Below are 13,966 nucleotides of genomic sequence, written 5' to 3'. Positions count from 1 at the left end.
GGCGCAGACGTAGGCTCCGAATCGGGGAGTCGCATAGCGGCACACGACAAGGGGGATCGATGGTCGTTCGCACTCGAATTCAGGCCGAGATGGTGGCGCGGCTCGACGACGTGGTCGCCGAGCTCAAGGCAGCCGGGCAGCGATTCGACCAGGGCCGGACGCTCGAAGGTCGCGAAGTGGCCCGCCACATCGGTCGCCTGGTCCACGGAACCGCGACCTCGCGCGCACTGATCGACGAGCTGGGGGTGGGGCAGCTGTTCACGTGGGTCGACACTGCCGGCGTGGTCAACCCCAAGACGGCGGCGTCCGCGGCGTGCCTCACGTTGATGAAGATCCGAACCGGCTCGCAGCGCTGCGGAGAGTTCGTCCCGAAGCTCGGCATGTATCCGCCCGCGCCGATCCGCACCCGCGACGGTGAGCACATCGACCGCGGATCACGCATCCCGTTCGAGCACTGGTGGACCAATCCCGTCGTCAAAGACGTTGACGGAGCCGAGTTCTCCCGCAAGCAGCTGGTGCTCGCACTGGCCTCCGGCTCCACCGCCGGGGACGCCGACGACGAGGCCGCCGCGGCCCTGGCGGCACTTGCCGGCAGCCCCTCCCTGGGTTCGGCGCTGAGCGACGACCCCGCGGCCGCGTTGGAGCGCAACCCCGTGATGGCCAGCGCGCGCCAGATCGGGTACGAAGTTCTGCAGTCGATCAGCCAGCAGCACGACATCATCGCCGCCTGCGCCTGACATTTGGCCCGGTTGGGGCGCGAAACGCCCGTGTGGTAACCGGGGTTTATAGCTTTCTGGTGACACCATGGACACCATGAGGCAAAGGATCCTGGTCGTCGATGACGACCCTTCGCTGGCTGAGATGCTCACCATCGTGCTGCGCGGCGAGGGTTTCGACACCGCCGTCATCGGAGACGGCACCCAGGCGCTCACCGCCGTCCGGGAGCTCCGGCCCGACCTGGTGCTGCTCGACCTGATGTTGCCCGGCATGAACGGCATCGACGTGTGCCGGGTGCTGCGGGCCGATTCCGGCGTGCCGATCGTGATGCTGACCGCCAAGACCGACACCGTCGACGTGGTGCTCGGGCTGGAATCCGGCGCCGACGACTACGTGATGAAGCCGTTCAAGCCCAAGGAGTTGGTGGCCCGCGTACGCGCGCGGCTGCGGCGCAACGAGGACGAGCCGGCCGAGATGCTCTCGATCGCCGACGTCGACATCGACGTCCCCGCGCACAAGGTCACCCGGCAGGGTGAGCAGATCTCGCTGACCCCGCTCGAATTCGACCTGCTGGTGGCGCTGGCACGGAAACCGCGCCAGGTGTTTACTCGTGATGTGCTGCTCGAACAGGTGTGGGGTTACCGCCACCCCGCCGACACCCGTTTGGTGAACGTGCATGTGCAGCGGCTGCGGGCCAAGGTCGAGAAGGACCCGGAGAACCCGCAGGTGGTGCTGACCGTTCGAGGAGTGGGATACAAGGCCGGACCTCCGTGATCGGACGGCCCGCCCGGTTGAAGCTCCCGTCGTGATGCGCCGCCCATGATCTTCGGTTCGAGGCGGCGCATTCACCGTCGATCGGCGCCGCTGGTCCGCGGCCTGGGCGTGTTGGGCCGCGCCGTCAGCTTGGCGTGGCGCCGGTCCCTGCAGTTGCGTGTCGTCACGCTGACCCTCGGGCTCTCGCTGACCGTCATCATGGTGCTCGGCTTCGTGCTCACCAGCCAGATCACCGATCGCATCCTCGAAGTCAAGGTCGGTGCGGCGACCGAAGAGATCGAACGCGCACGCACCACGGTCAGCGGCATCGTCGGCGGCGAGGAGACCCGGTCGCTCGACAGCAGCCTGCAGTTGGCCCGCAACACCCTGATCGACCGCAAGGCCGACGCCGGAGCCGGGCTGGCCGGCACCTTCGACGCCGTGCTGATCGTCCCCGGGGACGGCCCCCGCGCGGCCACCGCGGCCGGCCCCATCGACCAGGTCCCGAACTCGTTGCGCGACTTCGTCAAAGCCGGTCAGGTCAGCTACCAGTACGCCACCGTGCGCACCGACGGCTTCTCCGGTCCGGCCCTGGTGATCGGCAGCCCGACGTCGTCGTCGACATCCGCGGTCACCAATCTCGAGCTGTACCTGATCTTTCCGCTGAACAACGAACAGTCCACCATCGCGCTGGTGCGCGGCACCATGGCCACCGGCGGCGTGGTGCTGCTGGGCCTGCTCGCCGCGATCGCCCTGCTGGTGGCGCGCCAGATCGTGCTGCCGGTGCGTTCGGCCTCGCGCATCGCCGAACGGTTCGCCGAAGGCCACCTGAGTGAACGCATGCCGGTGCGCGGCGAAGACGACATGGCGCGGCTGGCCGTGTCCTTCAACGACATGGCCGAGAGCCTGCAGCGTCAGATCACCCAGCTCGAAGAATTCGGAAACCTGCAGCGACGCTTCACCTCTGACGTCAGCCACGAGCTGCGCACCCCTCTGACCACCGTGCGGATGGCGGCCGACCTCATCCACGACCATGCGGAGGAACTCGACCCCGCGCTGCGCCGCTCCACCGAACTGATGGTCAACGAGCTGGACCGGTTCGAATCCTTGCTCAACGACCTGCTCGAGATCTCCCGCCACGACGCCGGCGTCGCCGAACTCGCCGTCGAGGCCGTCGACCTGCGCTCGATCGTGCGCAGCGCCCTCGACAATGTCGGACACCTGGCCGAGGAAGCGTCGGTCGACATGATGGTCGACCTGCCCACCGACGGGATCATCGCCGAAGTCGACCCGCGCCGCGTCGAGCGGATTCTGCGCAACCTCATCGCCAACGCCATCGACCACGCCGAACGCAAACCGGTCCGCATCCGGATGGCCGCCGACGCCGACACCGTCGCAGTCACCGTCCGCGACTACGGCGTCGGACTGCGCCCCGGCGAGGAGAAACTCGTGTTCAGCCGGTTCTGGCGGGCCGACCCGTCGCGGGTGCGCCGCTCCGGCGGCACTGGCCTCGGCCTGGCGATCAGCATCGAAGACGCGCGCCTGCACCAGGGCCGACTGGAAGCGTGGGGAGAACCGGGCAAGGGCGCCTGCTTCCGGCTGACCCTGCCGCTGGTGCGGGGGCACAAGGTGACCAGCAGCCCGCTGCCGGTCAAACCGATCGGGGAACCGGCAGGGGTGCCGACGCGCCGCCGCGAACCCGCCGGGGAGAGCGTGTGACCCGCGCACTGGCGGCGCTGCTGACCGCACTGGTCCTGGTGCTCGCCGGCTGTGCCGGCGTGCCGAGTTCCTCGTCCCCCCAGGCGATCGGCACCGTGGACCGGCCCGCCCCGCCGAGCCTGCCCAAGCCGACCCCCGGCATGGACCCCGACGTGCTGCTGCGCGAATTCCTCAAGGCCACCGCCGATCCGGCCAGCCGACACCTCGCGGCCCGGCAGTTCCTCACCGAATCGGCCTCCAGCGACTGGGACGACGCCGGTAGCGCGCTGTTGATCGACAACGTCGTGTTCGTCGAAACCCGCACACCGGACCGGGTTTCGGTCACCATGAAGGCCGACATCCTGGGCTCGCTGTCCGATATGGGTGTGTTCGAGACCGGCGAGGGCGCCCTGCCCGACCCCGGCCCGATCGAACTCCTCAAGACTCCCGGCGGCTGGCGCATCGACCGACTGCCCAACGGCGTGTTCCTCGACTGGCAGCAGTTCCAGGCGACCTACAAGCGCAGCACCCTGTACTTTGCCGATCCCACCGGCAAGACCGTCGTCCCGGATCCGCGCTATGTCGCCGTCTCCGAAACCGACCAACTGGCAACGGAACTGATCAGCAAGCTGATCGCAGGGCCGCGGCCGGAGATGGAGAAGACGGTCCGCAACCTGCTCGGCGCGCCGCTGCGGCTTCGTGGACCCGTCACCCGCGCCGACGGCGGCAAGACCGGCGTCGGACGCGGGTACGGCGGGGCACGCATCGACCTCGACAGCCTGTCCACCACCGACCCGCACAGCAGACAATTGCTTGCCGCACAGATCATCTGGACGCTGTCGCGGGCCGGAATCAACGGGCCGTACGTGATCAACGCCGACGGCGCCGCGCTCGACGACCGATTCGCCGACGGATGGGACACCGCCGACGTCGCCGCCACCGACCCCGGTGCCGCCGACGGTGCCGCGGCCGGCCTGCACGCCCTCGTCGGCGGCTCCCTGGTGTCGCTGGACGGACAGCTCGCCCCGCGCGTGCCCGGCTCCTTCGGCTCCCTGCCCGGCCAGACCGCGGCGTCACTGTCACGCACCGGCCAGGAAGTCGCCTCGATCGTCACGCTGCGCCCCGGTGCCCCCGACATGGCGTCCTCCCTGTGGGTGGGACCGTTGGGCGGCAACGCAACTCAGGCGATGGACGGTCGCAACCTGACCCGGCCCAGCTGGGCTCTCGACGATGCGATCTGGGTCGTCGTCGACGGCATCAACGTCGTCCGCGTCATCCAGGACGCCTCCGGACAACCCGCCCGCATCCCCGTCGACGCCACGCTGGTCGCCGGCAAGTTCCCCGGCGTCATCACCGAACTGCAGCTCTCTCGCGACGGCACCCGCGCCGCGATGGTCATCGACCGGCACGTGATCCTCGCCGGCGTCGAGCAGACCCCCGGCGGCGGATACGCGCTGACCTATCCGCGCCGGCTCGGATACGGGCTCGGCGACACCGTGGTGTCGCTCGGCTGGCGCACCGGCGACGACATCGTGGTCAGCCGCACCGACCCCCAACACCCCGTGTCCTACGTCAACCTCGACGGGGTGAACTCCGACGGGCCCAGCCGCAACCTGCTGATGCCCGTCACCACAGTGGCCGCCAACCCCTCGGTGGTCTACGTCGCCGACGCACGCGGCGTGCTCCAGCTGTCCGGTTCGGGCGCCGAAGGCGATCCCACCTGGACCGAAGTCCGTCCGCTCATGGGAGCGGGGGCACTGCCGGTGCTGCCGGGCTGACAGACCAGCGACGAAAGGGGTTCGTGATGGACATCAATGCTGAGGTGACACGCAAGACCGTGCTCACCGGCGCAGGCGTCGGTGTGGCTGCGGTCGCGCTGGCCGCGTGCTCGGGAGGGTCCTCGTCGGAGTCCGGTGCTTCATCGTCGGCGTCGGATGCGCCGTCCGGGTCGGCAGGTTCCGCCGAGGCCCTGGCGAAGACCGCCGACGTGCCAGTCGGCTCGGGCGTCATCGTCGGCAAGACCGTCGTCACGCAGCCGAACGCCGGCGACTTCAAAGCCTTCTCGGCCGTGTGTACGCACTCGGGGTGCCTGGTCAACAAGATCGCCGACGGCACCATCGACTGTCCCTGCCACGGCAGCAAGTTCAGCCTCGACGGGGCGGTGGTCAACGGTCCCGCGAAGAAGCCACTGGAGCCCATCACCGTTCGCGTGCAAGGGGATTCGATCGTTCAGGGATAGACCGGTGGGGCCTGCCTCTCCCGCAGGCCCACCGGTCTCGCAGCCGAAGTTACCGGCTTCGGCTCGGGGGTTCGCGCACCAATTTCCGCAGGGGGCGGGGTTGTCGGTGGGGGCGGCCATAGTGACGGCGTGCTCGATCTCGTCCTACCCCTGCGCTGCGGCGGCTGCGGTGCCCCCGCGACCCCGTGGTGCGCGGCATGCGCGCAAGAGCTGGCGGTGCGGGACGACGAGCCCCACCTCATCACCCCTCGGGTGGACCCCGGCGTGCCCGTGTTCTCCCTCGGTCGCTACGCCGGCGCCCGTCGCCAGGCGATCGTCGCCGCCAAGGAGCGCGGCCGCACCGATCTGCTCGACCCACTCGGCGACGCCCTGCACACCGCTCTCGATCATCTGCTGACCTGGGGTCTGCTCGACACCCCGCTGACGCTGGTGCCCGCCCCCACCAGGCGCACCTCCGCGCGGCGCCGTGGCGGCGATCCCGTCACCCGCCTCGCGGAGCATGCGGCCCGTGGCCTGCCCGGCGTCACCGTCGCACCGAGGTTGCGCCTCGCGCCGTTCACCCGTGACTCGGTCGGTTTGTCCAGCGCCGCCCGCCAGCGCAACATCGCCGGACGTATCCGGCTGACCCGTGGGAATCGCGGAGGTGTCCCCGGTGACGTCGTCGTGGTCGACGACATCGTCACCACCGGCGCCACCGCCACGGAGTCGACACGCGTTCTGCAAACTCACGGCGCCGCCGTCGTCGCGGTCCTCGCTGTCGCGCACGCCTGACCCATCGCGTTACCCGCTCATCAAGCTGCCGTGAAGAACTGAAAACAGGTCGGTCGAATCAGTGGCACGAACACGTGAACTGCGACTACCTTCGACACCAACCATCCGTGAACAGCTCACGGCGGCGCTCAGAACACGAGACGCCGATATCGCGCCAGCGGTAGGAGGTGAGTAGTCGACACCTTGCACCGGCGAGCGGCGCCAACCCGATATGCCCCGTCGGAGCGATTTCTTCATCAGCAGGCACGCATGACGTGCACCCGCGAGAGAGAGTCGAGTTGCCAAGTATGTCAGTAAATTCCGTGGACTCCGACAACACGATGGTGATGGATCCCGACGTGACCGAAGCCTCCGACTCGGCGTCCGGCGCCGAGGTGGTGGTGACCGGTCGCAACGTCGAGGTTCCCGACCACTTCCGCGTCTTCGTGGCCGAGAAGTTGTCACGCCTGGAACGATTCGACCGCACCATCTACCTCTTCGACGTCGAACTCGATCACGAGAAGAACCGACGCCAACGCAAGAACTGCCAGCATGTGGAGATCACCGCGAAGGGTCGCGGTCCCGTGGTCCGCGGCGAGGCCTGCGCCGACAGCTTCTACGCCGCGTTCGAAGCCGCCGTGAGCAAACTCGAAGCCCGGTTGCGCAAGAGCAAGGACCGCCGCAAGATCCACTACGGTGACAAGCGCCCCGAGTCGCTGCACGAGGCCACCGCGCTCGAACGTCTCGACGCTGCGTTCGCCGTGCCCACCGAGGCCGCTGCTCCGCAGACCGACACCCTCGACGACCACGAACCCGGCCGGATCGTGCGCACCAAGGAACACCCGGCCACCCCGATGACGGTCGACGACGCGCTCTACGAAATGGAGCTCGTCGGCCACGATTTCTTCCTGTTCCACGACAAGGAGAGCGACCGGCCCTGCGTCGTGTACCGGCGCCACGCCTACGACTACGGCTTGATTCGCCTGGCCTGAGCTGATCCGGCGCGCTCGGGGACCGTCAGGGTTGCCGGGCGCGCCGGGTTCGCCCCGTACGATGGGGACGTCCAACGCGTGACGCATCCATCGACGCAAGAGGTTATACAGCGTGCTCTCGAAGTTGCTCCGTCTCGGCGAAGGCCGCATGGTCAAACGCCTCAAGGGGGTGGCTGACTACGTCAACACCCTGTCCGACGACGTCGAGAAGCTCTCCGACGCCGAGCTCCGAGCCAAGACTCCCGCCTTCAAGGCCCGCCTGGCCGACGGCGAAGACCTCGACGACCTGCTGCCCGAGGCGTTCGCCGTGGCGCGCGAAGCCGCGTGGCGCGTGCTCAACCAGCGCCACTTCGACGTCCAGGTGATGGGCGGCGCCGCCCTGCACTTCGGCAACGTCGCCGAGATGAAGACCGGTGAGGGCAAGACCCTGACCGCCGTGCTGCCGGCCTACCTCAACGCGCTGACGGGCAAGGGCGTCCACATCGTCACCGTCAACGACTACCTGGCCAAGCGCGACGCCGAGCAGATGGGCCGCGTGCACCGGTTCCTCGGCCTCGACGTCGGCGTGATCCTGTCCCAGCTGACCCCCGACGAGCGCCGCACCGCCTACGCCGCCGACATCACCTACGGCACCAACGTCGAATTCGGGTTCGACTACCTGCGCGACAACATGGCACTGCGCCTCGAGGACTGCGTCCAGCGCGGCTTCAACTTCGCCATCGTCGACGAGGTCGACTCGATCCTCATCGACGAGGCCCGCACCCCGCTGATCATCTCCGGTCCGGTCGACGGCCAGTCGAACTGGTACAGCGAGTTCGCCCGCCTGGCCCCGCTGATGGAGAAGGACACCCACTACGAGGTCGACCTCAAGAAGCGCACCGTCGGTGTGCACGAAGCCGGCGTCGCGTTCGTCGAAGACCAGCTCGGCATCGAGAACCTCTACGAAGCAGCCAATTCGCCGCTGGTCAGCTACCTCAACAACGCGCTGAAGGCCAAGGAGCTCTTCGAGCGCGACAAGCACTACATCGTGCGCAACGGCGAGGTCCTCATCGTCGACGAGTTCACCGGCCGCATGCTGGTGGGTCGCCGCTACAACGAGGGTCTGCACCAGGCCATCGAGGCCAAGGAGCACGTCGAGATCAAGGCGGAGAACCAGACCGTCGCGACCGTGACGCTGCAGAACTACTTCCGCATGTACGACAAGCTCGCGGGCATGACCGGTACGGCCGAGACCGAGGCCGCCGAGCTGCACGAGATCTACAAGCTCGGCGTGGTGCCGATCCCCACCAACAAGCCGATGATCCGCGCCGACCAGTCCGACCTGATCTACAAGACCGAGGAAGCCAAATTCATCGCGGTCGTCGACGACGTCACCGAGCGCTACGAAAAGGGCCAGCCGGTGCTGATCGGTACGACGAGCGTGGAGCGCTCGGAGTTCCTCGCCCGGCAGTTCGAGAAGCGCCGCATTCCGCACAACGTGCTCAATGCCAAGTACCACGAGCAGGAAGCCGGCATCATCGCCGAGGCGGGTCGTGTCGGCGCCGTCACCGTGGCCACGAACATGGCCGGCCGCGGTACCGACATCGTGCTCGGCGGCAACGTCGACTACCTGCTGGACCGTCAGCTGCGTCAACGCGGTCTCGACCCCGTCGAAACGCCGGACGAGTACGAAACGGCTTGGCACGAGGAGTTGTCGGCGGTCAAGGCGCAGGTCGCCTCCGAAGCCAAGGACGTCGTCGCCGCGGGCGGTCTGTACGTGCTCGGCACGGAACGTCACGAGTCCCGCCGCATCGACAACCAGCTGCGCGGCCGCTCCGGCCGTCAGGGCGACCCCGGCGAGTCGCGCTTCTACCTGTCGCTGGCCGACGAGCTGATGCGCCGCTTCAACGGCGCCACGCTGGAGACGCTGCTGACCCGGCTGAACCTGCCCGACGACGTCCCGATCGAGGCCAAGATGGTCTCGCGCGCCATCAAGAGCGCCCAGACGCAGGTCGAGCAGCAGAACTTCGACATCCGCAAGGAAGTCCTCAAGTACGACGAGGTGATGAACCAGCAGCGCAAGGTCATCTACGCCGAGCGCCGCCGCATCCTGGAAGGCGAGAACCTCGCCGAGCAGGCCAACACCATGCTCGTCGACGTCATCACCGCCTATGTCGACGGCGCCACCGCCGAGGGCTACTCCGAGGACTGGGACCTCGAGAAGCTGTGGGAGAGCCTGCGTCAGCTCTACCCGGTCGGCATCGACCACAACGATCTGATCGACTCCGACGCGGTCGGCGAGCCCGGTGAACTCACCCGCAAGGAACTGCTCGACGCCCTGATCGCCGACGCCGAGCGCGCCTACGCCGAGCGCGAAGCCGAGATCGAGTCGCTCGCCGGTGAGGGAGCGATGCGTCAGCTGGAACGCAACGTGCTGCTCAACGTGCTCGACCGCAAGTGGCGCGAGCACCTCTACGAGATGGACTACCTGCGTGAGGGCATCGGCCTGCGCGGGCTGGCCCAGCAGCGTCCCGAGGTCGAGTACGCGCGCGAAGGCTTCGACATGTTCGTCGGCATGCTCGAGGGCATGAAGGAGGAGTCGGTCGGCTTCCTGTTCAACGTGCAGGTCGAAGCCGCCCCGCAACCGGCGGTCGCGCCGGTCGCGGCGCCGCCCGGGCTGGCGGACTTCGCCGCCGCGGCCGCCGCTGCGCAGGAGCAGGGTTCTGTCGCCACGAAGGAGCGGCCGAACCCGCTGCGCGCCAAGGGAATCGACGGTGACGGGCAGCCCAAGCTGACGTACACCGGACCGTCGGAGGACGGTTCGGCTGAGGTCAAGCGGTCCGGTGACGCGGGTGGCACCACCAAGCCCGGTGGCGGCGGGACCCGCCGCGAACGCCGTGAGGCCGCCCGCGCTCAGAAGACCGGCCGGCACGCGCGCCGCCGTTAGGCCCAGCGGCTAGCCGATCTGCAGCGCCACCATCCGCCACGCGTCGCGATGGCGCTCGATGCGGGCTGCGATCGCATGCACGCGGCCGGAGCGGCTGAACGAGGCGAACACCTCGGCCGCCGTCGGCTCGTCGGGGCCGGTGTGCACCGCACGCACCCGAACCCGGTGCAGCGTCGCGCTGCCCGAGCGTGGCGCGCGGGCCCGGACCAGCACGCGGTCGATCAGCGCCGGCGACATCAACGGCCGCAGCTGCGCGATGGGCCGCCGCTGGTCGATCACCTCGATCGTCTGGAGCAACGCAGCCTCGGCGAACGTGACGGCCGACTTCGGGGGAGGAGCCTCCCGGGGAGCGGGCCGGTGCGGACGGATGCGGTGCAGCGACGACCCCGACGGGACAGGACACTGCTGGCCCAGCGGCGCAGGGGCGGGTTCGCAGTCGATCACCGGTGAGGTGATCCAGAGGGCAGGCAATGCGGTCATGACGGTTCTCCAGCTGTCGGCGGGGATGGCGCGCCTGCTGGAGAGTGGCAGACCTGTCGATGATGACACGGCTCACCGACCCCTCGATGCACCCGTTATGCGCACCGGGTGCCCATGCCGATACCGTGAGGCGTCTCGAATGCAGAGTGAGGGGGCGGCGCAGCAGTGGTGGCCAGGTTGTCGTCGTCGGACGCGTCGTTCTTCCGGTTGGAGAACTCCGCCACCCCCATGTACGTCGGGTCGCTGGAGATCGTGCGCAAACCGCGCAACGGCCTGAGCTACGAGACGCTGCTGGAGACCGTCGAGCGCCGGCTTCCGCAGATTCCCCGCTACCGGCAGAAGGTCCGCGAGGTCAGCTTCGGGCTCGCCCGGCCCGTGTGGATCGACGACCGCGACTTCGACATCACCTACCACGTCAGGCGCTCGGCGCTGCCGTCCCCGGGCAGCGACGCGCAGCTGCACGAGTTGATCGCCCGCCTGAGTTCCCGGCCCCTCGACAAGTCCCGGCCGCTGTGGGAGATGTACCTGGTCGAGGGCCTGGCCAAGAACCGCATCGCGATCTACACGAAATCACACCAGGCCCTGGTCAACGGCATGACGGCGCAGGAAATCGGGCACGTGATCGCCGACCGCACACAGAAGCAACCCGAGTTCGACGAGGACATCTGGATTCCGGGGCGCGAGCCGTCCGACCGGCAGCTGTTGATCGGTGCCCTCGGCGAATGGATCGCCCGGCCCACCCAGCAGGCAGCCGCGGTGCGCTCCGCGCTGACCGAGGCGGTCACCAACACCGGTCAGCTCGTCGAGCTGGGCCGGCGGGCAGCCGACGTTGCCCGGATCGTCGCCCGCGGCACAGCCCCCAGCAGCCCGCTGAACACCACGGTCTCCCGCAACCGCCGGTTCTCGGTCGCCTCGGCCAATCTCGACGAGTTCAGGATGGTGCGGGCGCGCTACGACTGCGACATCAACGACGTGGTGCTCGCGGTCGTCGCCGGCGCGCTGCGCAACTGGCTGCTGTCGCGCGGGGAACCCGTCACCGCGACCACGACGGTGCGTGCCATGGCTCCGATGTCGGTCTACCCCGACACCGAGAGCGACTCGTCCAGTCAAGGTCAGGCCGTCGGCGAGGTGGCGCCCTTCCTGATCGACCTGCCGGTCGGTGAGGGCAACGCCGTCGTGCGGCTGTCCCAGATCGCCCACGCCACCGAATCGCACCCCACGGCGGGCGCGCTGGTCGACGCCCGCAGCATCATCACGCTGTCCGGCTTCGCGCCGCCGACCCTGCACGCGATGGGCATCCGGGTGGCGACCAGCTTCTCGGCCCGCCAGTTCAACCTGCTGATCACCAACGCGCCCGGCGCGCAGAAGCAGATGTACATCGCAGGGGCCAAGCTCATCGAGACCTATGCGGTGCCGCCGCTGCTGCACAACCAGGCCCTCGCGATCGGCGTCACGTCCTACAACGGCACGTTGTACTTCGGCATCAACGCCGATCGCGACGCCATGAGCGACGTCGACATGCTGCCCGACCTGATGCGCGAGGCGCTCGAAGAACTGGTGGAGGCCGCCAGATAGCCGGCCGGCGATCGGGGGGGAGATTTGACGACTGCCCCCAGTCAGAGTCGAATGTTGCAGATGTCGACCTCTGAAGACGAACTGACGACGGGCGTGGCGGGGGGCCCCGACATCTCCGGCGATTCGACGGACACCGGTCCCATTCCCGTCGCCCATCCGGTGCTCGACGTGCCCGTCGAAGACGGGCACCTGAGTCGCTCCCGGGGCGTCGACTGGGTGGTGTTCGGCGTCACCGCCGTCATCGCGCTGGCATTCCTGTCCTGGGGCTTCCTCAGCGTCGACACGCTCGCCGGTGCGTCCAAGACCGCGCTGACCTGGGTGATGGACAAGACCGGGTGGCTGTTCGTGCTCACCAGCACCGGCTTCGTCGTCTTCGTGCTCTACCTCGCGCTGGGACGCTACGGCACCATCCCACTGGGGCGCGACGACGAGCCGCCGGAGTTCAACGGCATCTCCTGGGTCGCGATGATGTTCAGCGCGGGCATGGGCATCGGCCTGATGTTCTTCGGCGTCGCCGAACCGCTCACGCACTTCGTCACCCCGCCGCCCGGCACCGGTGCCGAGGGCAATCCCGAAGCCGTGCAGCACGCGATGGCGACCACGCTGTTCCACTGGACGCTGCACCCGTGGGCGATCTACGCCGTCGTCGGGCTGGCCATCGCCTACGGCGTCTACCGCAAGGGCCGCCTGCAGCTGATCAGCTCGGCGTTCGAACCGCTGCTCGGGAGCCGGGCGAACGGCTCGTGGGGCAGGGTCATCGACATGCTGGCGATCTTCGCCACGCTGTTCGGCTCCGCTGCGTCACTGGGCTTGGGCGCGTTGCAGATTCGCAGCGGCCTGCAGATCGTCGCCGGGATCGGCGGAGACCGGTAACGCGATTCTCGTCGTCATCATCACCGTGCTCACCGTGTGCTTCGTGCTGTCGGCGGTGTCGGGGGGTGTCGCGGGGCCATCCAGTGGCTCTCCGAACATCAACATGGTGCTGGCCGTGCTGCTGGCGACCTTCGTGTTCGTCGTCGGCCCAACGGTTTTCATTCTCAACCTGCTGCCGACCTCGCTGGGTAGCTACTTCGCCGATCTGAACATGATGTCGGCGCGTACCGGCGCCGAGGGCAGCGCGGTGAACACCTGGGCTGCAGTCGTGGACGATCTTCTACTGGGCCTGGTGGGTGTCGTGGACGCCGTTCGTCGGCATGTTCATCGCAGCGAATCTCCCGCGGCCGCACCATCCGTCAGTTCGTGGCGGGCGTGCTGGTGGTGCCGAGCGTGGTGTCACTGGTCCTGGGTTCGCGATCTTCGGAGGGCGCGGCAATCAACGTTGCAGCAGAACGGAACCGACCTCGCCGGCGAGGGTGGCGTCGAGGAGCAGTTGTTCACGCTGCTCGACCAGTATCCGATCGCGATCATCGCCAGCATCATCGTGATGATCCTGGTCGCGATCTTCTTCGTCTCCGGCGCAGACGCCGCGTCGATCGTGATGGGGTCGCTGTCGCAGAATGGCACCATCCATCCCAGCAGGGGCACCGTCATCTTCTGGGGCGTGGCCACCGGCGCGGGTGGCTGCGGTGATGCTCCTGGTGGGCGGCGAGGACGCCCTCAACGGCCTGCAGACGATCACGATCATCGCGGCGTTGCCGTTCCCTGCTGGTGATGGTCGCGATGGCGGTGGCCCTGCTGAAGGATTTGCGCCGGGGACCCGAAGATCCTGCGGCGCGCATACGCCGTCGAAGTGGTCGACAGCGCGGTGGTCGCCGGCGTCACCCAGCACGGTGACGACTTCATCATCCCCGTCCAGAAAGACCCGAACTGCAACTCTGACCCCCGGAAAGACACCAG

General features: G+C 68.3%; 10 protein-coding genes and 1 pseudogene. 10 read left to right on the top strand and 1 reads right to left on the bottom strand.

What is annotated here, in order from left to right; genetic code table 11:
- The first annotated feature begins 59 nt into the window (after positions 1 to 59).
- The 8 genes from PGN37_RS01350 (at position 60) to secA (ending at position 10,075) form a co-directional block, all read left to right on the top strand.
- Positions 60 to 737: a hypothetical protein gene (locus PGN37_RS01350; RefSeq protein WP_335329229.1), complete on the top strand. Its 678-nt coding sequence runs from the start codon at positions 60 to 62 to the stop codon at positions 735 to 737.
- A gap of 67 nt (positions 738 to 804) precedes the next feature.
- Complete coding sequence (gene mtrA / locus PGN37_RS01345) at positions 805 to 1,491, top strand: two-component system response regulator MtrA (RefSeq protein ID WP_040540373.1); 687 nt, start codon at positions 805 to 807, stop codon at positions 1,489 to 1,491.
- Positions 1,492 to 1,536: 45 nt separating this feature from the next.
- Positions 1,537 to 3,189 (top strand): MtrAB system histidine kinase MtrB, encoded by a 1,653-nt coding sequence (gene mtrB / locus PGN37_RS01340; RefSeq protein ID WP_335329228.1) that lies wholly within the window; start codon positions 1,537 to 1,539, stop codon positions 3,187 to 3,189.
- An 8-nt stretch (positions 3,190 to 3,197) separates the two neighbouring features.
- Positions 3,198 to 4,946: an MtrAB system accessory lipoprotein LpqB gene (gene lpqB, locus PGN37_RS01335; protein WP_335329347.1), complete on the top strand. Its 1,749-nt coding sequence runs from the start codon at positions 3,198 to 3,200 to the stop codon at positions 4,944 to 4,946.
- Between the two features lie 26 nt (positions 4,947 to 4,972).
- Positions 4,973 to 5,407 carry a QcrA and Rieske domain-containing protein gene (locus tag PGN37_RS01330; protein ID WP_335329227.1) on the top strand — a complete coding sequence of 145 codons (435 nt, stop codon included), beginning with the start codon at positions 4,973 to 4,975 and terminating at the stop codon, positions 5,405 to 5,407.
- A gap of 129 nt (positions 5,408 to 5,536) precedes the next feature.
- A complete protein-coding gene (locus tag PGN37_RS01325) occupies positions 5,537 to 6,178 on the top strand; it encodes a ComF family protein (RefSeq protein WP_335329226.1) in 642 nt (213 codons plus the stop codon).
- A 326-nt stretch (positions 6,179 to 6,504) separates the two neighbouring features.
- Entirely contained in the window at positions 6,505 to 7,149 is a 645-nt protein-coding gene (hpf, locus tag PGN37_RS01320) for a ribosome hibernation-promoting factor, HPF/YfiA family (RefSeq protein WP_442932821.1), read from the top strand.
- Positions 7,150 to 7,261: 112 nt separating this feature from the next.
- The gene (gene secA, locus PGN37_RS01315; RefSeq protein WP_335329224.1) at positions 7,262 to 10,075 is read left to right on the top strand and encodes a preprotein translocase subunit SecA; all 2,814 of its coding nucleotides are present in this window, start codon (positions 7,262 to 7,264) and stop codon (positions 10,073 to 10,075) included.
- Between the two features lie 9 nt (positions 10,076 to 10,084).
- Here secA and PGN37_RS01310 read toward each other — a convergent pair whose 3' ends face one another.
- Positions 10,085 to 10,555 carry an Rv3235 family protein gene (locus PGN37_RS01310; RefSeq protein ID WP_335329223.1) on the bottom strand — a complete coding sequence of 157 codons (471 nt, stop codon included), beginning with the start codon at positions 10,553 to 10,555 and terminating at the stop codon, positions 10,085 to 10,087.
- Between the two features lie 165 nt (positions 10,556 to 10,720).
- Between PGN37_RS01310 and PGN37_RS01305 the strand changes: the two genes are divergently transcribed.
- Together PGN37_RS01305 and PGN37_RS01300 are read left to right on the top strand one after the other, a co-directional pair.
- A complete protein-coding gene (locus tag PGN37_RS01305; RefSeq protein ID WP_335329222.1) occupies positions 10,721 to 12,130 on the top strand; it encodes a WS/DGAT/MGAT family O-acyltransferase in 1,410 nt (469 codons plus the stop codon).
- Between the two features lie 60 nt (positions 12,131 to 12,190).
- A pseudogene (locus PGN37_RS01300) lies at positions 12,191 to 13,966 on the top strand (BCCT family transporter); the annotation flags it as partial.

Source organism: Mycobacterium kyogaense (genome assembly GCF_036946525.1).
Taxonomy (GTDB): domain Bacteria; phylum Actinomycetota; class Actinomycetes; order Mycobacteriales; family Mycobacteriaceae; genus Mycobacterium; species Mycobacterium kyogaense_A.
This window is presented reverse-complemented; position numbering and strand designations above follow the sequence as displayed.

Excerpts from the sequence above, each read along its gene's own strand:
- mtrB (WP_335329228.1), top strand. The coding sequence starts at position 1,537 with ATGATCTTCGGTTCGAGGCGGCGCATTCACCGTCGATCGGCGCCGCTG.
- hpf (WP_442932821.1), top strand. The coding sequence starts at position 6,505 with ATGGATCCCGACGTGACCGAAGCCTCCGACTCGGCGTCCGGCGCCGAG.
- PGN37_RS01310 (WP_335329223.1), bottom strand. The coding sequence starts at position 10,555 with ATGACCGCATTGCCTGCCCTCTGGATCACCTCACCGGTGATCGACTGC.
- PGN37_RS01330 (WP_335329227.1), top strand. The coding sequence starts at position 4,973 with ATGGACATCAATGCTGAGGTGACACGCAAGACCGTGCTCACCGGCGCA.
- mtrA (WP_040540373.1), top strand. The coding sequence starts at position 805 with ATGGACACCATGAGGCAAAGGATCCTGGTCGTCGATGACGACCCTTCG.
- PGN37_RS01350 (WP_335329229.1), top strand. The coding sequence starts at position 60 with ATGGTCGTTCGCACTCGAATTCAGGCCGAGATGGTGGCGCGGCTCGAC.